The 21,188-nt window shown below is 28.1% G+C and carries 21 protein-coding genes; 11 read left to right on the forward strand and 10 right to left on the reverse strand.

The genetic code is table 4. The annotated features are described in order from the left end of the window. Positions 1–245 precede the first annotated feature (245 nt). From E1I18_RS01555 to E1I18_RS01580, 7 genes are all read left to right on the forward strand, one after another. Positions 246–890 carry a chromate transporter gene (locus tag E1I18_RS01555; RefSeq protein WP_141483848.1) on the forward strand — a complete coding sequence of 215 codons (645 nt, stop codon included), beginning with the start codon at positions 246–248 and terminating at the stop codon, positions 888–890. Beyond that, positions 890–1,552 (forward strand): chromate transporter, encoded by a 663-nt coding sequence (locus tag E1I18_RS01560; RefSeq protein WP_141483849.1) that lies wholly within the window; start codon positions 890–892, stop codon positions 1,550–1,552. Before E1I18_RS01555 ends, E1I18_RS01560 begins: the two co-directional genes overlap by 1 nt. A 588-nt stretch (positions 1,553–2,140) precedes the next feature. Continuing rightward, on the forward strand, positions 2,141–2,728 hold the full coding sequence (locus E1I18_RS01565; protein ID WP_141483850.1) for a hypothetical protein: 588 nt from the start codon (positions 2,141–2,143) through the stop codon (positions 2,726–2,728). 813 nt (positions 2,729–3,541) lie between these two features. Further along, on the forward strand, positions 3,542–4,903 hold the full coding sequence (locus E1I18_RS01570; protein ID WP_141483851.1) for a hypothetical protein: 1,362 nt from the start codon (positions 3,542–3,544) through the stop codon (positions 4,901–4,903). A 221-nt stretch (positions 4,904–5,124) separates the two neighbouring features. Then, on the forward strand, positions 5,125–5,274 hold the full coding sequence (locus E1I18_RS03720; RefSeq protein WP_170218506.1) for a hypothetical protein: 150 nt from the start codon (positions 5,125–5,127) through the stop codon (positions 5,272–5,274). 393 nt (positions 5,275–5,667) lie between these two features. After that, complete coding sequence (locus tag E1I18_RS01575; protein ID WP_141483852.1) at positions 5,668–6,129, forward strand: hypothetical protein; 462 nt, start codon at positions 5,668–5,670, stop codon at positions 6,127–6,129. Positions 6,130–6,153: 24 nt separating this feature from the next. Then, on the forward strand, positions 6,154–6,945 hold the full coding sequence (locus E1I18_RS01580; protein ID WP_141483853.1) for a hypothetical protein: 792 nt from the start codon (positions 6,154–6,156) through the stop codon (positions 6,943–6,945). 211 nt (positions 6,946–7,156) lie between these two features. Here the strand turns inward: E1I18_RS01580 and E1I18_RS01585 are convergent, their stop codons facing one another. The 4 genes from E1I18_RS01585 to ftsY all read right to left on the reverse strand — a co-directional run bounded on the left by E1I18_RS01585 (position 7,157) and on the right by ftsY (position 9,812). Further along, a complete protein-coding gene (locus tag E1I18_RS01585; protein WP_141483854.1) occupies positions 7,157–8,188 on the reverse strand; it encodes a PstS family phosphate ABC transporter substrate-binding protein in 1,032 nt (343 codons plus the stop codon). A gap of 65 nt (positions 8,189–8,253) precedes the next feature. After that, entirely contained in the window at positions 8,254–8,406 is a 153-nt protein-coding gene (rpmG, locus tag E1I18_RS01590; protein ID WP_141483855.1) for a 50S ribosomal protein L33, read from the reverse strand. Between the two features lie 130 nt (positions 8,407–8,536). Then, positions 8,537–8,776, reverse strand: a complete 240-nt coding sequence (locus tag E1I18_RS01595) for a sigma factor-like helix-turn-helix DNA-binding protein (protein ID WP_211334697.1) — start codon at positions 8,774–8,776, stop codon at positions 8,537–8,539. Next, positions 8,754–9,812 (reverse strand): signal recognition particle-docking protein FtsY, encoded by a 1,059-nt coding sequence (gene ftsY / locus E1I18_RS01600; protein WP_141483856.1) that lies wholly within the window; start codon positions 9,810–9,812, stop codon positions 8,754–8,756. Before ftsY ends, E1I18_RS01595 begins: the two co-directional genes overlap by 23 nt. A 241-nt stretch (positions 9,813–10,053) precedes the next feature. Between ftsY and E1I18_RS01610 the strand changes: the two genes are divergently transcribed. From E1I18_RS01610 to E1I18_RS01620, 3 genes are all read left to right on the forward strand, one after another. Continuing rightward, positions 10,054–11,823, forward strand: coding sequence for a S8/S53 family peptidase (locus E1I18_RS01610; protein WP_141483857.1), 1,770 nt, complete (start codon positions 10,054–10,056; stop codon positions 11,821–11,823). Continuing rightward, positions 11,807–12,970: a hypothetical protein gene (locus E1I18_RS01615; protein WP_141483858.1), complete on the forward strand. Its 1,164-nt coding sequence runs from the start codon at positions 11,807–11,809 to the stop codon at positions 12,968–12,970. Before E1I18_RS01610 ends, E1I18_RS01615 begins: the two co-directional genes overlap by 17 nt. A gap of 286 nt (positions 12,971–13,256) precedes the next feature. Continuing rightward, positions 13,257–13,838 carry a DUF402 domain-containing protein gene (locus tag E1I18_RS01620; RefSeq protein WP_141483859.1) on the forward strand — a complete coding sequence of 194 codons (582 nt, stop codon included), beginning with the start codon at positions 13,257–13,259 and terminating at the stop codon, positions 13,836–13,838. 68 nt (positions 13,839–13,906) lie between these two features. Here E1I18_RS01620 and E1I18_RS01625 read toward each other — a convergent pair whose 3' ends face one another. Beyond that, complete coding sequence (locus E1I18_RS01625) at positions 13,907–15,556, reverse strand: MBL fold metallo-hydrolase RNA specificity domain-containing protein (protein ID WP_141483860.1); 1,650 nt, start codon at positions 15,554–15,556, stop codon at positions 13,907–13,909. A 108-nt stretch (positions 15,557–15,664) separates the two neighbouring features. On the opposite strand from E1I18_RS01625, the gene E1I18_RS01630 reads away from it, so the two are divergent. After that, entirely contained in the window at positions 15,665–17,998 is a 2,334-nt protein-coding gene (locus E1I18_RS01630) for an MAG2960 family serine endopeptidase lipoprotein (RefSeq protein ID WP_141483861.1), read from the forward strand. Between the two features lie 7 nt (positions 17,999–18,005). On the opposite strand, the gene rsmI is transcribed toward E1I18_RS01630, so the two are convergent. The 5 genes from rsmI to E1I18_RS01655 are packed head-to-tail and all read right to left on the reverse strand — an operon-like array spanning position 18,006 to position 21,188. Beyond that, the gene (rsmI, locus tag E1I18_RS01635) at positions 18,006–18,734 is read right to left on the reverse strand and encodes a 16S rRNA (cytidine(1402)-2'-O)-methyltransferase (RefSeq protein ID WP_141483862.1); all 729 of its coding nucleotides are present in this window, start codon (positions 18,732–18,734) and stop codon (positions 18,006–18,008) included. Then, positions 18,727–19,644: a hypothetical protein gene (locus E1I18_RS01640; RefSeq protein WP_141483863.1), complete on the reverse strand. Its 918-nt coding sequence runs from the start codon at positions 19,642–19,644 to the stop codon at positions 18,727–18,729. Before E1I18_RS01640 ends, rsmI begins: the two co-directional genes overlap by 8 nt. Further along, complete coding sequence (gene tmk / locus E1I18_RS01645; RefSeq protein WP_141483864.1) at positions 19,631–20,302, reverse strand: dTMP kinase; 672 nt, start codon at positions 20,300–20,302, stop codon at positions 19,631–19,633. Before tmk ends, E1I18_RS01640 begins: the two co-directional genes overlap by 14 nt. A gap of 2 nt (positions 20,303–20,304) precedes the next feature. Then, entirely contained in the window at positions 20,305–20,898 is a 594-nt protein-coding gene (locus tag E1I18_RS01650; RefSeq protein WP_141483865.1) for a toprim domain-containing protein, read from the reverse strand. Beyond that, entirely contained in the window at positions 20,898–21,188 is a 291-nt protein-coding gene (locus E1I18_RS01655; RefSeq protein ID WP_141483866.1) for a YbaB/EbfC family nucleoid-associated protein, read from the reverse strand. Before E1I18_RS01655 ends, E1I18_RS01650 begins: the two co-directional genes overlap by 1 nt.

Below are 21,188 nucleotides of genomic sequence, written 5' to 3' on the forward strand. Positions count from 1 at the left end.
CATTAGACTTAACAACTCTGCAATATCTTGCTTTCCCGTTTCCCATCATCATAACTATTAGATTTTTCATAGTTTAATTATATCACAAAAATAAAATTATGTTATGTAATGTTATGTAATTTTTTTGCTTAAAAATATCCCTATGTACTACGTACATAAGGACTTAAAAATATTTTGATTTTGCTTGTAACTCCGAAACTCAGGACTTGATCCTACAGATCAAATGACACTATTTTAGGAGACAAATGAAAAATAAAATAAAGAAACCAACATTTTGAAATGTTTTTTTGCTCATTTTAATGGTAACTTTTATTGGTTTTGGTGGCGGTAATGCATTAATGCCGGTCATTAAAAGATATGCAGTTGATAAATATCATTGATTAGATGCAGATGAATTTGATAAGAATGTTGTAATTACAAATATGTTGCCTGGTCCTATGGCAATTCAAGCACTTTCGTACATATCGATAAGATCGCTAGGTTTTTGAAAAGGTTCATTGGTTGTTATACTTGCGGCCATGCCACATGTTGCATTAGTTGTTGGTCTATATTTTGCCCTAACTCAGCTACCACAAAAATATTTAGTTGTTGTGCAAATAGGTGTCTTAAGTGCAATTGTTGGTTGCTTAATTGGTTTTGGTTGAAATTATTTTAAAAAAGGAATAAAAGAGAGCAAAATTTCACTTTGAATTATTTTGTTTTTAAGCACTATATTATTTTCTCTTTTTGTTCCTACACCTTTTAATGTACCAGTCGCAATTATGCTCTTATTTATTGCAATATTCACCACTCATTACATAATAAAGAAAAAACGAATCAGTAAAAGCACACAAAATTCAGTACAAAAGACTGAAATTACTGATAAAAATGATGCAAAAGGAGAAAAATAATGGCTATAGTTGCTTTATTAGTTTCTCTAATTCTAATTGCGTTAATCTCACTTTCAGTCTTTGGTGGTGGACAAATATTTATGCCAATATTCACATGACTTTGGAATTCACTGAGTTCATGATTTGGCACTCCAATATCAAATGAGCAAATTTCAGCAATTTTTGCAATTTCAAATTCAACACCAGGTATTTTAAGTCCAAAATTCGCAACCTTGACAGGTTATCTGATAGCACAAGGCCAATGATGAGGCTATATTGCGATGTTTTTAACCTATTTAGCATTTGTTGTACCTGCGATATTGATGATGCAGTTGGCTCTTAAATATACAGATAAGTTTCAAGAATCTAATTACCTTAAAAAGTTAATTAGATTCATGAATCCGGTTGTAACTGGTATCATTTTTGCTTTAGCAATTCAACTTTTTATAGGATTAATAGCACCAAACGTCATATTTAATAAATCAGCTAATGAGTATTTAGGCTTTAAAACTTCTGGAGCATCAGTGGAGTTCTTGGTTGGTTATAGAAGAATAATTCTATGAGTTTATGTACCGGTAGCAATTATGATTAATTTATGACTTTATCTTAAAAAAGTACCACTTTTTGCACTGATTTTATCCAATGTTGTCCTTGCTATATTGATTTTTCACCCTTGAGTGTAGGATGAATAAAACTTATATACATATGAACTCATATGTATATTTTTTTTGTTGTTTTTTATAACATGAATATATTTAGTGGTTTTTTTCATAAAATACTCAAAAATGAGTGTATTCGTAAAATATTAACAGGCTCAAATTACTCTCTATTGTATAAAATTAAGGATGAAAAGATAATATATTTTGTTGATTATGTGTGGAATTTAACAATTTTTAATATAAATACTAATCATAATGTAATATAAATAGGAAAAGGAAAAAAAATGAAACTATTATCACATTTGGTCAATATTGCCTCTAATTCAATTAGTTTAACAAATCAGGTTTTATTCAACGATCAAACACAAATAGATAATCTAGGTTAAGAATATGACATTATCATTTATAGTAAACCCTTTTGGCATAGGTTCAATTTTGATGGCGTTTTATGGAGGTATATTAATCTATTGAGCCACATCATATAGAAAAAATGATTTTCTTTGTTATGGTTTGATTAAAAATTCGATGGTTCATAAATATAAGTATGAAAATAAATTTTTTAAGTTTTTACTTAAATATTCTCTCATAAAAATAGCATTAATACCGTTATTTATGATTTCTGCTTGAGTTCTATTGTTGTATGTTGTAGGTTGCATTATATATTTTAAGGATGATTTCGTTCGTTTATATATCAATAACAAAGACTTTGAATTTCTTGTTATTTGTACATTGCTATTATGTATCATAATTATTTTATCTTCAATACCAATCATAGTTAGACAAGCAAAAATTATTATATCACTCAAGAAAGTGTGAAAAATCACTGCTACCAAATACAATCAAACATTAGATTTTTCTAGTTATAAAAAAGACGTCGATTTTGTTAATAGCATTACTCAAAATAAGATACTAAAAATATGTATAAGTTTACCTAAAAAACATTCGTTTAATGAACATTCAAATCCGGGCTGAATAAAAATGAATGATGAATGAGTTACATTAGCACTTAGAACTTTAAGCTTTAAAAAGTATGAGATTGTTTTATATTTATTTTTATTTGCTTCCTTTAACCAAACAAATTCAATCAGTAATCAAGCATTGAGTTTTGATGAAAAAGCATTGATATGAGTAAATAGAAAAGAAATATTTGAAAGAATAATGTCAGAACTAATTTTGAAAAGTCGCTTAATTAAGTATTAATCAATTGATATTGCTTGATAAATAATTACATCATTACACTTTTGTTCAAATTTGAACTTTCAAACTCAGAAGTTGGCTCTTAAATATACAGATAAGTTTCAAGAATCTAATTACCTTAAAAAGTTAATTAGATTCATGAACCCGGTCGTAACTGGCATCATTTTTGCTTTAGCAATCCAACTTTTTATAGGCTTAATAGGACCAAACGTGATATTTAATAAATCAACCAAAGAGTATTAGGTTTTAAATCATCTGAGCATAATTATAGTTCTTGATTGCTTATAGAAGAATAATTCTATGACTTTATGTACCAGTAGCAATTATGATTAATTTATGACTTTATCCAAAGTTGCTCTTGCTTATATTGATTTTTCTCCTCGAGTGTAACATGAATAAAACTTATATACATATGAGTTCATATGTATTTTTTTATATACCGTTAAAAAAAATAAATGCAAAATTTACTAAAAGTACTCAAAAATGAGTATATTGGTAAAAAAAATATACAATCAAAAAAATAGACTCAAATTTCTTATATTGGCTTGTGTCTATTTTTATGTTTTTGTTTAATTGCTTTAAGATGAAAATTTTCACAAAAATGTATACAAAATACATCAAATTCCTTAATTTCGCATTCTATACTTGTTTTTTTTTTTTTTTTTATAATACGTGTGTAAATCCTAGACGGAATTTACAAATGATAAAGCATTTAGGTTCAACAATTCACACCTAAATCAAAAAATCAATATAAGAAACTAGGGATATATATTACAAATCTGCACACAAAATATATTTATTTTGAAAGGATATATGATGAAAAAAATCTTAAGTCTTATTCCGGTAGCGCTTACACCGCTCACCGCGTTCTCTTGTACCGTTACTAAAAAACAACAACCGCAACAACAACCGCAACCAGACGTTCCGCCTGTAAAACCACAACCTAAACCACAACCTAAACCCGAAGCACCACAAAAACCTAAAAAAGAAATTAATAAAGATATCACTAAAGAAGACTTCGACCGTCAAATACACGGACATCAAAAACCTAAAAAAGAAATTAATAAAGATATCAAAAGAAGTGATTACCTAAGACAAATTGGATACTATACTCCTTATACATCTTCATCAACACAATTTCAAAAACATTGAGATGAAGTTGCCGATAATATCTTTACAAAAAGTTTAATTGATGAAGATAAAGAATTTAAACTTAAAGATTTACAAAAATCTAAATATGATGAAATAGTTGTTAAAACTAAAGAATTAATAACTAAAAAACAAAGTGATATTAAGTTATTTTACTCAACTGAATTCATTAACAACAAAAACATTCAACAATTAACATCTTCTATTGAAACATATAATGAAGAATTCTTTAAAGATGGTAAAAAAACTCTTGAAGAATTCAAAGACCATTTAGCAAAAATAGATAAATATTTTGCTAAAGTAAGATTATTAGTATTCTGATACAGTGATGTAGCAGAATTTGGAGATAAATTTGCACTTCAATCAACAGGAAAATATGCTCATAAAGTCGATGTTAAAAAACTTATCGGACAAAAAAATGATGAATATTTTAAAAAATTAATTGAATATCGCAAAAATGCACTTCAAACTTTAGAAACTAAAATAGCATTCACAGAGTGAAACAAAAACACAAAAGATAAATTCTATGAATTAATTTCTAATGAAGAATTGAAAAAAATGCACAATTATAACATCACACTTTCACAAATAGATGCTATTACAAAAAATCTTGCAAAAGGTCAATTTATTCTTCATTTAGATACAAGTGTTTTAGATCCATCTAAATACACTGAAAGCCAAATTAAAGAAGCAATCAAAAACAAAACAAACAATACTGATTTATGAAATACAATAAATAAAGCATTCTATGCAGTGTATTTATATGAAGAAAACGGGCAAACTAAAGAAAAACGAATTTATTCACTTTTTGATAAAGGTGGTAAAGATAGATATATCAATCTTCCTGATGGAAATGGTTGAATTGAATATTTAGGTATTGTTGATAACAAAGATAATAAAATCAAAATTGCAGTAAGGTTTAAATATGATAATAAACAAAAAGATGGCTTCTATTTAGCAACCGATAGGTTTTATAGACAATCATTGCAAAATGTTACTTGAAAAGCAGAAAGCGGTAGCAAAAAATAAATAATAATAAAAAATAGATTCAAATCCTTAATAAGGATTAGGATCTATTTGGAAGCATAAAATTTAAGTACTGGTGCGCACCACACTTTAATTTTATGGTTCGAAAAAAACAAAAACACACAAAATTAGCAATATTTTAGTTATTTTTGTGTGTTTTTGTTTCTGATTGATTGGTTTTGCTTTCTATTAACTATAATAAATGTATATAAAAAAGGAGAATAATGAGATTAATTTTTCCCACAATAAATACTTTCACAAATGTTACAAGTATTGTTAATAGTTCTGTAGTACTAAATATTAATATGATTGATAGTGATTTAGGTGTTTATTTGGCCGATGAACGATGAGTTGTGATTAATGAAGGTGTATAGTAAGTCGCAAGGTTGATACATAAATACACTGCCAAATAAAATTAAATCAGATAATTTAGGTTAATTATGTTTATAAATTATTGAATAGATGTTATTCCAACTTTTTATTGATTTACTGACATCACAATATCACTCATAATATTTTTCTATATTGGAAGAAATTTTAGGTTTAAACAATGCCTAATTATGCAAGCAAGTCAAGAGATTAAATTTGATGATAAACTGTTTCTATCAAGACATTTTAAATATTTATTAAATGATTTTTTCGCCTTTTTAATATATGTTGTTTTTGGTTGTTTGCTTAATATAACGTATATATTTTTGTACGTTTCCCCCTTTATTGTAGATTATGCAAAAACTAGTGAAATTTTTTCAAATAATACTTATTTTTCAGTGTTTTTTTGCGTTTCTATCATTATTGTTTCAATTGTTCTAGCATGATTTGTACATTATTTAATTCGTATTTCACATTTAATAATAAAGTTAAAATTTCTACATAAAGCATCCCTAAATAACAGCGCCGAACCACCTATAATTTCGAGTTTCTCCAATGAACAAAATAAGTGAATTGAATCAATTATTTATCGAAATCTAATTCTTATTAACATTGAATTTGTCATCCAAAAACAAGACTCAAAACAAAAATATACCTTTAATGAGCAAAAAATTTCGCAATATCTTAAATCAAGAAAGTATGATGTATTTGAATCTAGACTTTATATATTGTTGTACTGCTCTCAAAAACATTTATTTAACACTGAGGGTGAATTATTGCAAGATTCTCAAATTGAGTTAATTTTAGAAAATAGAAAAAAGATTTTTGATGTTGTTAATAGTCAGTATGTTACATACTAAATTAGTATAATTAGGAACATTATTATGATAATATTTACAAATATTTTTATTTATATCTCAATTGTTGTTGCCGTCCCATTACTTTTAAATATAGTCTATTCAGCAATTTTTCAGGTTAAATGCTTTGTGGTTACAAGAGTTGTTGGAAATTTATTAAATTTAAAGACACACGAACAAGATAAATTGCATTCAAAACACTATAAATACCTATGCAAATTGATTATTTTGTGAATAATAACGGCGTCTATAAGTTTGTTTATTTTACTCATTTTGTTGAGTGTTTTTTCAGTTTTGTTTATTATTCATTATGCTAAAATAATTGATTTAATTATGACACAAAGCAGCACTCGAAATATGATGGTTTTTATTGTAACTTTTTTATTGTTGGCATTTACAGCAGTTTTTATAGCACTTCTTATTTTTTTCACAAAAACATATAGAGAATTTAAGGCACGTCAAACAAAACCTTATATTGAACAATGTACAAATATTGATCGTATTGATTATGAGCAAGAGGACTTGATTTTAAATAAAGTAACAATTCGTAATTTATTTGCTATTGAAGCAGTTGGAAAAAACACCATTATTCGCAGTAATTCAAAAATAAAACATATTGTAAGAAATTCTCGAATAAATGAATACTTAAGATGTAAAAAATATGAAGAATTTGAGATCAAACTATACCTTATTTTGTTTGGTTTATCTGAACATTATAATTTAAAAACACACGAATTCTTGACCGAACAAGAATTATTAAATACTTATGCTGCTCGTAAAAAACTTTTCATAATGTTAAACTCAAACACAAAACATTAGTATATTTGAATAATGATTTAATTTTTAGTTTAGAAAAATGAGCAACAAAGTGTGACTAAATTACACGTTTTTGAGTATTATATGTTAATAATTTAATGTTATTTTGACCAAACATCCAGCAATATTTAAAAATATATCACATACGTACCTGTATAGGTTGTAATAAAGAATTAACTGATTAATGATTGCAAATTGATTTATTGTTAATTTATTAGACGTCTAGACCAAATACAACATCATTTAATGTTTTAAATTCTTCTTTATTTGATGGTTTAAAATCTTTATCAGCAGTCGAGAGTGGTTGCTGAATTTTTTTTTGATATTCTGAGAGTGGAATAAAACCTTTTTTTCTTATTGATTCTTGAAAATTATTGCCAAGTAGATTTTTGACCAAAAGTACTGATTTTTGTGTATTAACGTCAAAAATAACATTCAATGGACGTACAAATTTGTATGTTTTATTTTGAACATTTTCAACAGTAGGAACTCAAATACTATTGCCTTTTGAAATTGATGCTAATTGAACATTCTCAGTCATATTTTGTAATGCATAACCTAGTGAAATATAAGAAATAGAGCCTTCTTTGTCATTAACTAATTTATGCACAATTGAATTTGGTTCAACAGTTTTGTTTTGTGGTTCCAAAACATTGTGATTCAATATATCTTCAACATTATCAAATTTTCTGTGTTCAATGAGTTTTTCAATAAATGCTTCAGCACTACCAGACTGCGACTTACCACCTATACGACCAAATGGAATCACGGTTTTTAATGATTTTGTTGATTCAAGGTTCATAACTAATTGAGATCAAAAAACATTTTTGCCTAGATAAACATCCACAAGATACTCAAAATTCAGTATTGGTGGTTCATTTTTGATGGTTTTTAGTTCTTTAGGCAAATGAACTATAAGCACAATTGCATCTAATGCATATGTTAATGTTCTTAAATTTGGATTTTTTCATTGACCCTGTGCAGGAATTTTACTTGAAGAAGTAAAAGCAACGTCTATTGAGTTGGTTGCTTGGTTAATAAGATTGAATGCACTCCCTGAACCTGTAGGTGTGTATTGAAATCTACCTTGATATTGAGACTCGAGTTCGCCAATAATTGGAAGTACTGTTGAAGAACCTTGAGCTCGTATTGTTTTTGAGTTTTCTACAGAAGCGCACGATGCACTTAGTGACACAGGTAAAGTCACAAGTGATAACGATACAAGAGAATGCAATCTTTTATTCATAGCACTATTATATAAATATTTAAAATTTGCAAAAAAATACAGACACAAAGTCTGTATAAAAGTGATTATTTTTTTTCTTTGTGAGCTGTGTGTTTGTTGCATTTGCCACAGTATTTATTTAGCTCAACTTTTTCTGGATGATTTTTTTTGTTTTTCTTGCTAATGTAATTTTCCATTTTGCAAGCTGTACATTGGAATGTAAATCCTTCTCTTGGCATAAGTCTCCTTCTATTAAATTATTGTGCTTTTGCTCACATAACAAATACACACGATATACGAATTATTGAGTGCATTTAACATACTTCTAATTGCTTTGAATGAAGTCAAGCATTATTATACTAAAAAGTTTTATTTTGATATCTTTAATTCCAAAATTTTAAGCTTATTTATTGCTTTTTTAACACTATCATATGCTGCCGAACGTGTAGTTGCTGTTATCTGTGCAATTTCTTGATAACTCAAATTCTCAAAAAAATATAAACTAAACGCTTGAACTTGTGTTTGTGTTAAAAAATTTTTGAACTTTTCAAAAAGGTTTATATAGTATTCTCTTTGTTCTATGTCATTAATCTCTGATTTCACTAGCATCTACCAATTCTTTGGTTAAAGCATAAATGAATTTTTCAAGGTCAAATTCCTCTAAATCATCCATTTTTTCGCCTAAACCAATATATTTAACATTGAGATCAAATTCATCTTTGATTGAGAGTACAATACCACCCTTACTTGTTCCGTCCATCTTAGTTAGAATTATTCCAGAAGGCTGAGCAACTTCAGCAAAATGACGAGCTTGAGAAACTCCGTTTTGCCCCGTTGTTGCATCTAGAACCAACAAGCATTCATGAGGCGCATCTTCTTGAAATCGTGCAATAATGTTGTACATTTTTTCAAGTTCTTTCATCAGATTTACTTTATTTTGTAATCTTCCTGCTGTATCAATAAGTAGTAAATCATAATTTTGTTCTTTTGCTTGTTTTAACGCATCATAAACAACTGATGAAGGATCAGCTCCTTCTTTTGAAGGTTTAACTATGTCAGCACCCGCCCTATTTGCTCACACATCTAGTTGACTTACTGCACCAGCTCTGAATGTGTCAGCAGCAGCCACAAGAACTTTTTTACCTTGTTTGATGTATTTATAGGCAATTTTGGCTACTGATGTTGTTTTTCCTGAACCATTTACACCCATAAAAACGAAAATATTTAATCTGCCATCCTCAAAATTAAGTGTTGTATCAACCACTGATTTATTGGTATAAATAACAAACATTTGATCAGCCACTAGTTCACCAATATCTTTGGTATCAGATAGGTTTCTTAATTTAACTTCATTTTTAAGATGAGAGATTATTGCATAAACGAGATTTGCACTAATATCAGCCATAATTAAAATTTCTTCAAGCTCATCAAAGAATTCTTCATTGATTTGCTTGTGTTTATTTTGTAAATTAAATATTTTACGACCAAGACTTGAAGCGTTTGAAAGACCAGCTGAATATTTATCCAATTTTTTGGATTCTAATAATTCCTGTTCTTGTTTTTGTTCTATTTTTTGTTCAGTTTTAGCAACTTTATCCTGTTTTTTACCAAAAAGCTTTTCTTTTAAAAATTTAAAAAATCCCATATAACAAATTTTAAATTATTTAAGCAAATTAAAATATAAATATTATTGAATCATAAAATATTTTAAAAGATATTCTTGCTTGATTTATTTAAGCAATATTTGAGCGATCGTTATGGATCAAAATTTTTGCAAAAACTTCTAAATATATTGAAATTTCTTTAACAAAATTGGATTATTGAGTATTAAATTTCACGTGTTTATATAATTTAATTATTATATTTCAATAAATTAGGAGAATAAAATGAAGTTAAAAAATATTGTTTCTATAGCTGGTTTTTCATTATTGACACTCCCTAGTTCTGCAGTCATTGCGAGTCATAAGTTGGAAAACAATAGTAAAAATGAAAACGATAATGATTCCGAACATTTAGCTACTTTAAAGTCCTCTGAAATAATTGAGACTGATTATTATGATGCAATGCATATGTATGATGAAGCATATAAATCGATCGGAATATTACCATTTAAAAATCACTTATTAAATGGTGGAGCAGGATATTATGAGAAGATTAAGGTTGGAGTTTTGGATAATGGACACATTAATTTTGATGCAATTATTAAACCTAAAAATATTAAACTAAATTATGTTTATTATCCAGATTCTTCAAGTAATAATAGTTTAGAATTTTCTAATCACGCTACACATGTTGCTACATTTATTGGTGGCGTTTCAGGTATTAACCCCAATGCAGAGCTTTATAGTTTAGGTACTGCTAATGGTAAAATTAATGAATTGCGCTCTAAACTTGATTGAGCTGTGAAAAATGGTGTCCGAGTAATAAATATATCAATGGGTGCTTTTGTTGATTTTAAGAAAATTAACAAAGAGTTAACACTGTTTGAAACGAATAATGATTTTAAACATCTGGATAAAGCATTAGAGTACATTAATAAACCATTTTCTTATGAATTAACAGGGGGCGTCCTTGATTGATATTCATATAAATATGGTTTAATTTTTGTTAATTCTAGTGGTAATGACTTAGATTCTTATGAAGATTTATTTGAGAGATTAAATGAATTAAGTAAGAAATATCCTGATAATAAAGGTATTGAGAACGTTTTGAAAATATACAATAATGATAATATGTATATTCCACTATGAATAAATAGCAGTTTTAATGCTATATCGGTAGCAGGAATTCTAAAAGATAAAAAAATAGATCCAACAGTAAATAACCCTGCTCATTATAAATACACTCCAGATAAAAATTTTATTTCAGCAGTTCAGAATTTTCGACCTAAATGAAAAAATACAAACTCAATTTACTTTAAAAAACTATGACCTATTTTAAATGGAACTAGTTTTTCTTCTCCGATTATAGCAGGGTTAATCTCTTTAATAATTTCAACATATGAAAAGAATAGTGATTGAAAATTTGACGCAAGTGATATCAAAAACATCTTGGCATTAAATTCAATTTATGTAAAAAACTCATCCTCTCAAAAACATCTATTTAATGATATTCTTGATAAACAAAATCGCGGCGGAAAAAAAACTATTTCAGGTTATGGTTACCCTAATTGAGTGCAAATACGTGATTTTTTTGAACATAATAATAAAGCAAAAATGTTTAAATTCAACAATACTGAAAATGGTATTTTTGGTACTTATAATAAAGATAATATAGTTAAAAATGTTGGTCGTGTCGCTCCTAATCATAGATATAAAGCAGCATTAAGTTGATTGCATTATGGTATCGATCCCTATAGATACAAATATCTTTTGAATGTTAATGATGATGAATTGCTAAACAAGTACTTTAGCACATCTGCCGATTATTCACTTGAATTACATAGTGAATATGCTAACAAATTGACTGATTTAAAATATGGAAATCATGAATTTATAAATTCTATTAATAGAACAGATAAAACAATTGACTTTGACTTAAATGTTCATTATTATAAAGACGAGTATGATTGATACCAAGAAGGAAACTTTATTGATAAATGGTCAAGAACCTTAAAATTTTATTTTAAAGAAGGTGAATATGCAAAACCGCGTTAAATTGCTTTCAATTATACCCTTAACATTACCTTTCATCGCAACATCGTGCAGTACGTCTTTAAACAAAATTAATTCATTGATAACTAATAATATTGATAAATGGAACCTTTTTACTGATTTTGATCATAAAATAATTTTTAATCAAGATAACTCGCCTAAAGATACAAATGTTGAACAAATTTCAACTAAAACTATTGAGTCAAATCAATATAAAGATTTTTTGACAAGTGAATTATCTACAATAGGTTTAGCAAAAGAACTTGCTTTACCTTTCGACATTTTTAATTCTGATGATGAACGAGTAGAGAAACTTGAACCCGACCATATTTATTCATTAATTAGGGGAAGGGACTCATCATTACCTAAAAGTTATGAATATCATTTCAAAAACTTTGAAAAGCAAAAAGGTTACAAAAACAGATATTTATTTGATTATAAAGATGAGTTTAGAATTACAACTGGTGCTGAATTACTAAAGCATAATCCAAAGATTGATCAACTTAATAAAATACTCTATACAGTCAAAGACGAAAACACTTATACTTATCTTGATACAAACAAACATACACAGGGCTGAAGACAGTATATTGATGGTTTTAATGGTTCTCTTTTTGAAGAAGATCATAGAAAAATAAATCCTATTAAAAAATATCTCGTCTTTAATACTGTAGTTTTAAGAAATTACAATTGAGTACATTATACAAATGAGGACAATATTTTTGATTGATTTATACAGGTAAAAGACCATAAATTATTATTTAATAGACTATTGATGAATCAAAAATTGAACGAGCGAGTAATAGATCAATCTTGAAGTTCTGCAGGTCAAAGTTTTTTTAATAACATAGTGCGCAATATTGTTGTAAAAAATTATATTTTCGAAATCGATAAATTGAGTGAAACTCTTAAAATTTCACCTGAAGAATTTTCAGTTAAAAATAATATTGTTTTAGATCGCAAAAATTACTATAAAAACTTTAGTGGTACTGCACCTAAAAACTGAATTAATACAAAAGAGGAGCTGTATCTATTTTTGAGATTAAGATTAATATCACAAAGCTCAATTCAAAAATATTTTGATAGTATTAAAAAGAACAAAGACAAATGAGAACCAACTATTGTTGCTACACCTACAGTTAAAAAATAAGTAAATATTAGATAAGTAAAACCATAAAATAAACCAACATATAATTTTGGCTCAATGCATTTGAATAAAAAACTTCTTTGAAATAATTTGTCAAAAACTGCAAAACACTGAAAAAATAGCATTTTTTCAGTGTATTTTTGCTTAATTGTTTAACAAAAAAGAATTTTTTAAACAGAAAGACTATAATTTTATTATTGTTTTTTAAAACAATAAATTTAGACAAAATTTGGTAAATAAAGCGATTAGAGCTTAAATAATAACTAGTTAACTAGTCAAGAAGGTATATATGCCATCAGATAAAAATAAAAATATAGTGTTTCCTCTGCTGGGAGCAATGGTTAATGTGCAAGGTTATAAGTATAATGGCTATCTTTACAGACAATGAAATGGTGTAAAAGTTATTCGAAATACTGAAGATCATTATGTGTTATTTATGTATAAAACAAAGGTGTCGGAAACTGAAAAATCATCGTGAGTTTATAGAGAACCAGTAATTTGATTCATGCCTAAACACGAGAATTATAATGCATTAGTTATGTTGAAAAAGAAACACAATTATATCTATGTTAATCTCGCGTCTAAACCTATTTATGAAGACAATACCATAAAATTTATTGACTTTGATTTAGATGTTAAATTGTATCCGCATCGCGATCTAACGATTGTTGATCGTGATGAGTTCAATTACCATGCTAAAAAATTTAACTATCCTAGTGAACTTAAACAATTAATTTTCACCACACTTGAAGAAATAGTTAATAAAAAAGAAGCACAAAATTATTTTTTTAATCCTAGACTTATCGATTATTATGTTGATGTTGTTAAGAAGGATTACTCATTACCTAAAACGTTTAGGTTGGCCAAATAATAGACATTAAATTTTTCCAAAAGTACTCAATAACGTGTGTAAACAAAAAAGTTGCAATAGCAACTTTTTTAAATTTTATTAAGTGAAACAATAACCATTGGCTCTTTATTAAATGTTTTGAAAATACGTTTTTTGACTATATGGCGTGCCTTATTTTGAAAATCTTTAAGACCATCAAATTTTTCTGTATCCATTAGGTTGCTAAGAACAGAAATAATGAGTTCTTCTGCATTTTTTTTGTCTTGTTTTGCTAGAGAACCAACAATATTTATATTAACTTTACCAACAATTTTTTTAGTAGCAGAATTAAATGAGGTTGTGATGATTATTGCTCCATCACGACCTAAAACCTCACGTTCAGCTATAACTTCAGTACTGATATCACCAATACCAAAACCATCAATTATGACATCGCCTACACCTTTAATTTTACCTTTTGTACTAGCTAATTTACCATTTACAAAGTGCGCGATTTTACCGTTTTGTAGTAGTAAGCAATTTTGCTGTTTCATTGATGTTTCTGATGTGATATATCTTATTGCGTCTGCTAAATATCTATAAAGACCTTGCACAGGGATTACATATTCTGGTTTAAGAGTTTTTACTAAATCAATAAGGTCTTGTCTAGCTGGTCTATGTCTATAGAATTCTTTGCTTGTTACATCAGATATTTTTGGTGTTATACGTGCAATTTCATCAAGAGATATAGCAGCAATACTTTCAAGACCAGCAATTGGTGGAGCAATCATTATGACATTATCAGTTGGTCTTAATTTAAGGAAAACATCATTATTATCAGTGATTCTTAAAAATCTTGCATAGAGGCGCTCAATTGAACCGGTGACTAAAATCACTGCATTATTGGCCTTATTTGCATTTTTATAGTCAATTAATTCCGGTAGTTTTAAATCTGGTTGTTCTTTAGACATAAGAGTGAATAATTGACCATAAGTTTTTCCATATGTAACAATTGGTCTTTTTGCTTCATATGCTAAATCTAATATTTGGTGTATTGCAACCATTTCTTCATCATATGCACCAATAATAATTCGTTCATCTGGACTAGCTGCTTGAAAAACATCTTTTATGTTGCGTGGCAGATTGATTTTATCAACTGCCTTACCTGAATAGTTTGCTCGACCAGCGTCAACAACTAAAGCTATTAATTTACGTTTGGTAAATGCTTTTTGTAAGGTTTCAAAGTGCAATTTACCATAGATTCCTAAATCACCCTCAACAAAATTAAACATAAACAATATATCACCATCAGGAGTAATGAAATCAAAACCAATATGACCAGGCATTGAACCTGCAAGTTCAATAGGTTGAATAAAAATATCACCTAATTTAGTCATTTTAGAAATTGTGTTAATTTTGAAGTTTTTATTTTCAATTTTATATTTTGAAAGTCTCTCCAAAATCATCATTTTATTAAATGCAGAAGTATAAATGTTTAGATTTGGAATATGCATCAATAATCATGGAAGTGCAGAAAAAGTTTCATTTTTGACATCGCTTATAAAGACTGCTTCGATTTTATCCTTATTTTTTTCCAAATATGAAAAGTCGGGAATTAATGTATCTACACCATTTTTTGAATTAATCGGAACCTTTGTACCTGCATTTATAACATATATTTTGTCATTGTATTCTAGTACATAACAGTTTTTACCATTTTCATCAAGTCCACCGAGTGCAAAAAAGTTTATGTTATTCATTTATTCTCCTTTTAATGTATTATTTTAATGAATGAAAAAAAGATAAATATTTTTGATTATTATACTAAAATAGTTCATATCAAATTTATAAAGGAATAAAAAAAAGTTGTGAAGAAAATTTTTAGTTTAGTGTCTATTCCGCTTGTGTTGCTGCCTGCAGCAAGTTGTTCAATATTAAATTTACACAACAATAGTTTAGCAAGCAAACGTGCCAAATTATACATGGAAGCCAAGCAATTATTAAATCGTATTTTAGACCAAAACACACAAAAATCAGTACTTTACGCAAAATTAAACAATGCGATCTTAACCATCAACCAACTTAACGAAATTTTAAGTGAAGCACGTAATATTTTAGATCACCAAACAAAAAATTCTCACCCTAAAAATTCAATTCCTTGAACACCACTTATTCCAGGACTCAAAAACAAAAACGATCTTCCACCAAGCATAGATAATGAAGATAATAAAATAGAAAAACATGAATCGCCTCTTATACCTCTCGAGGACTCTAAACCAGTTTATCCTCTCACTCCACTAGAAAAAGCAAAACATGTTATTCCTTGAACACCTTTAGAGAATGCAAAAAGACATAAAAAACCGCAAAGCAATCCATCAAAATTATTACGTCACACCTTTAGTTTAGAATCTATTTATAATAAGGCCAAAAATGAATTTATTGATGCTAATTCAATAGTTACTTCTACTCCTTTTTATGTAAAGACACTTGAAGAATTTAAAACTAACTTAAAAAATCATTTAGGCAAGACAAAGTACCTTGAATATGTCTCAAAAGTCGGAATTTATGGTGATTATGGTTCAACACCTGATGAAAAGTTAGACTACTTCTATGATGGTTACAATAAAGATTATATGATGAAGGCTTCGTTTTTAGATAGTTTTGACGAAGATATTCTCAATAGTGTAACGCAAATAGAAACGAGTTCTGAAATTGTTAATAAACTAAATAATTTTATTGAAATTAATCCTTTTGGGTTTTTGCCAAGCAATTTAAGTCAATTGCTTAACTATATTGATCTTAATGATTTATCTAATCATTTTGGTTTTGATAAACAACTTGTTGAAATCAAAGCTAATTCAGATGATAAAAAAGGTTCAGTAAAATTATTATTTAAGTTTAACGATAATACACAAAAATGAGTACTTTTGGACAAAAATAATTCTAAATTAAGATGTAATAAAGAGTTCTTTCAATATATTTATGATAGAACATTTTCGTTAGGTTGAAGTGCTGATATAACTAAAAAAGATGGTTTTGGTAGACCCGATCCAGGTTGGCGAACTAAAGTTTCTGGTACTGCCTGGTTAGTTGATAGGGTTGGCAAAGGACCAAAAATTAAAGGTCCTAATGAAATGGAGGATCAATATGAATTCTTAGTTGCTACAAATGCACATGTTGTTGCATTTGGTGATGTTTATGATCGAAGTATTTTTTACAATGACTTGATTGGTTATAAAAACAAAGATCAATTTGTTGGAAAACTACATAGTAACTTTGATTTTGGAAAATATAATTATGAATTTGAAAACGGTAAACCTATTCACGACTATAGTAAATATTTGTTAAAAGAAGCAACAAGTCATCTAGGAACATCTGCTTTAACACAATATCTAGATATGATTTATTACACTCCAAGATTTACCTCTAAATCAGTCAGAGCATTTAGAAATAACACAACTTTTATGGATAAAGTATACAATGAATCAACAAGAATTGGAGAAGTGAGAAATTCTGGAGCTGATTTTGCAATCATAAAATTGCGATTTACGAAGAAAAATATTAAAGAACTTTTCCCTACACTTTATGAAGTTTTTGGTACCAATAAAGAAAAAGATTGATATGTTGGCCTTGGAAACGAGAATAAAGACACAAAAGATCATGAAACTCCTATTAAAACACATTTTGTTCTTGGTTATCCTGACAGAAAATTAAATGCTTTTAGATCACAAGGTGGCTATATTGAAACACAGAACAGAATTGTGGATAATGATAGAAAAGGGAAAAACGAATTCAATAGACTTTGAGTCAGATACAACAAAGAAGAAAATGAAGACTGAAATAGATTGCGAAATTGATATAAAGAATATGAAAAACCATTTGTAAGTGAGGCAACGCATGGAATGGCTAAAGACATATTGCAACAAATGTCTACAATTTACTTTGATAATGAAGATGGAATTTCATTAATTGGTGGAAGTAGTGGTTCAATGGTTATTGATTCAAGATTTAATGTAGTTGGCATAAACTTTAAGCATGTTGAACAAATTGACTCCAACAATAAAGGTAATCAAGCAGTCTTATTTAAAGGTTATAGTGATTATGATCCTATGGAATTTTCAGGTGATATAAAACAAGAATTGCTACAAAAACTTAAACGTGAGAACCTCGAAACTATAAAATTAAATCCAAAAAAAGTCTAATTAAACATTAGACTTTTTTATTGGTTTTTGAAAATTCAGCATACTTGTTAACTTTTTGTTTTTGTTCAGCAAGTGGTTTTAGAACAATTGTAAATTCACCTTTTTTGGAAGTATTATTTAACTCATTTTTAATAGTAGAAATTTTACCAAAATACAGAGATTCGTGTATTTTCGTCAATTCGCGAGCAACAAAAACATCGATTTTTTCACCTCAAATTTCTTCTATATCGTCTAAAAACAAATCGAGTTTATGAGGAGAAACATAAAAAATATGGGCCATATCACAAGTAAGACTTTTAATCTGATCTTTTCGCTGTCCTTGTCGTTCTTTAGGGAAACCATGAAAACTAAAGGTGTTTGAGAGGGCTGATAGCGCAAAAGTTGAAATCGCAGCATTTACTCCTGGAATAAGTTCGATTTCAATATTATTTTGACGTGCAAGATTAATAAGTTCAAAACCAGGGTCGCTAATAAGAGGCATTCCCGCATCTGAAACTAGTGCAATTTGTAAGTTATTTTGCATTACTTCATTCAAAATGAATTGTGCTGACTTGGCTTCATTTATTTTGCTGTATGAGACTAGTTTTTTAGATATTGTAAAATGATTGAGTAATTTAGCTGTAACTCTTGTGTCTTCACATGCAATAAAATCAACATTTTTGAGTGTTTCAAGTGCTCGTAATGTGATGTCTTTTAAGTTGCCTATTGGTGTTCCAACAATAAAAATTTTACTCATAACACTCCATTAAATTAACTATCAATGCTTGAATTTGTAGAAAAATATTCACATTTGTTGATATTGAAGACAAAAACTTATCACAAGCTAGAAACGCATTTACAAAATTAAATTTTACTTTTTTGAATGTTTTTAGATATTGAGAGAAATGCTTATTGATATTATTTTGATTTAGTCAATTTCAAGAAATAATGAATTTTAGTGCATTGACTGCAAAGAATAAGTCCTCATGAAATTCTTTTTTATTCATTGAACCAAGAAAAACACCGAGTATTGATGGATTGTTAAAAGATTTTTTAAAGACATCAAGCAAGTTAGAAACTTTTTCAAATGTATAAAAACTGCGTTTTTCAATTAAGTCATTAATATCTGAAAAAATATTAGAAAAAAATCACGCCTCATATGTTTGAAATCCAATTGCAATAAATTGTTTTTCAAGTTCATCATTATTTTGTTTATTGATATTTATGATAAAAGAACGTGATTTTATTGTTGAAAGTAGTTGATTAATTTTGGTTGTTGTAAGTATAAAAATTACATTGTTGTTTGGTTCTTCGATTGTTTTAAGTAATGAGTTTAGTGCGATATGGCTAGCTTGTTCGATGTTTTTAAACACAATTATTTTCTGATTATTTTCTAAGTAATCAGTGAAATAACTAGATTCAAAAATTTCGCTTATTTCATCTTTTTTTATTCCTGAACCGCTAATCTTGGAAGCAACCGCGACAATTACGTTGGAATAATTATTTTGTTCAAGTGAATCAAGTTGTATTCCACTAAATGACTTAATCATGTATAAAATAATTTCATCAAGGTTGACACCTTGGTAAGTTTTGAGTAAATAACAATGGTTTATTTTTCCCGATAATACTGAATTTTCAATGATTTTAGTCAAATTAGCCGGTAACATTTTCGCCTACCTCACAAAGTCATTTTGAAAATTTTTCGTTATTTAAAAGTTTGCTAATAATCTCGTTTTTTACTTCTTCAACACTGCGAGATGCATCAATTACAATAAATCGATCAGGTTCATTTTCAATTAAAGCAAGATATCCTTCGTAAACTTTTTTTCTGAATATATCACTTTCCTTGTCCATTCGGTCATGTTCATCAACGATTCTTAAATCGTCAAGACGTGCTTTTGATTGTTCAGGTGTAATCTTTAAGAAAAATGTTATGTCAGGCATTGTATTTTCGATTACTAAGTTAGTCAAACTTCGAGCAAAATCTAGACCTAAATTACGTGCAATACCTTGATATGCAAAAAAACTATCAACATATCGATCGCAGATAACAAGATTATTTTCCTTTAAAGCAGGTCATATAACTCTTTCTAGATGAATTCGACGGCTTGCAGAGTATAACATTGCTTCAGCTTCTGGACTTAATACTGTATTTTTGTCTAGGATAATTTTTCTAATTTTTTCTGCTTCAACAATGTTTTTTCCACCTGGTTCTCTTGTTGTTATATATTTGAGATTTGGAAATTTTGCAGACAAAAATTCAGTAAGCTTGCTAATAATTGTTGTTTTACCACTAGCGTCAGGGCCTTCGAATGTTATAAACATATTTACTCCTTAGATTTTCTATTATTGATTGCTTGCTTAATTGTAAATGAATCGAGATACTCAATATTAGAGCCGAGTGGTAAACCAATAGCAGCCCGTGAAACGTTTAATTTCTGAGCTTCTAGCAGTGTAATTAAGTGATTTGTTGTTAATTCGCCTTCAAGCGTAGGCGAAAGAACAATAATCACTTCTTCAAACTCATGTTGGTTAATAAAACTCAATAGTTGCGGGTAGTTGTAGTCTACTGCTGAATTTGTTTTTTTTGCACTCATTAAATAAGGCAAAACAAAGTAGTAACCTAAAAAAACTCCCATTTCATCAATTTTATTCAATGATGTTGAACTTTCAACAATCATTAGATTTTTGGTTTTGAAAACATCATCACAATTTAAACATTTATTGTGCTCTTTGATGAAGTTGCACTTTGAACAAAAACTTATTTCTGTGTGAATATTATTTAACTTTTGAGTAAGTTCATCAGTAAAATCTTTTGGTTGGTTCAAAATAAATGATGTGATTTTGTCAGCTTGTTTTTTTGAAATGCCTGGAATTTTTCTTAAAAATTCATTAGCTTCATCTATTGTTTTTATTTTCATTAAAGTCCTAAACCACCTGGTAATTGTGGAGTTAGTTTATCTTCTTCCTCATCAATTGTTGTAAATAATTGATTAATAACTAGTGTCATCAAGTCTGTAAGAGTTTGATGATCGTCGGGGTCAATTAAATCTACATCTTTAATTGTGATTGATTTAATTCTTTTGTTTCCGTAAGCCTCAACTTCAAGGCCATGTTTTTCAAGTTTGAAAGTTAAGTTTTCAAACTCATTAATTTTTTCTTCGTATTCAGCTTGTATTTTTTTTACTTTTCTTAGCATTGATTGATCCAT

The organism is Mycoplasmopsis mucosicanis (assembly GCF_006546935.1).
GTDB lineage: Bacteria > Bacillota_I > Bacilli_A > Mycoplasmatales > Metamycoplasmataceae > Mycoplasmopsis > Mycoplasmopsis mucosicanis.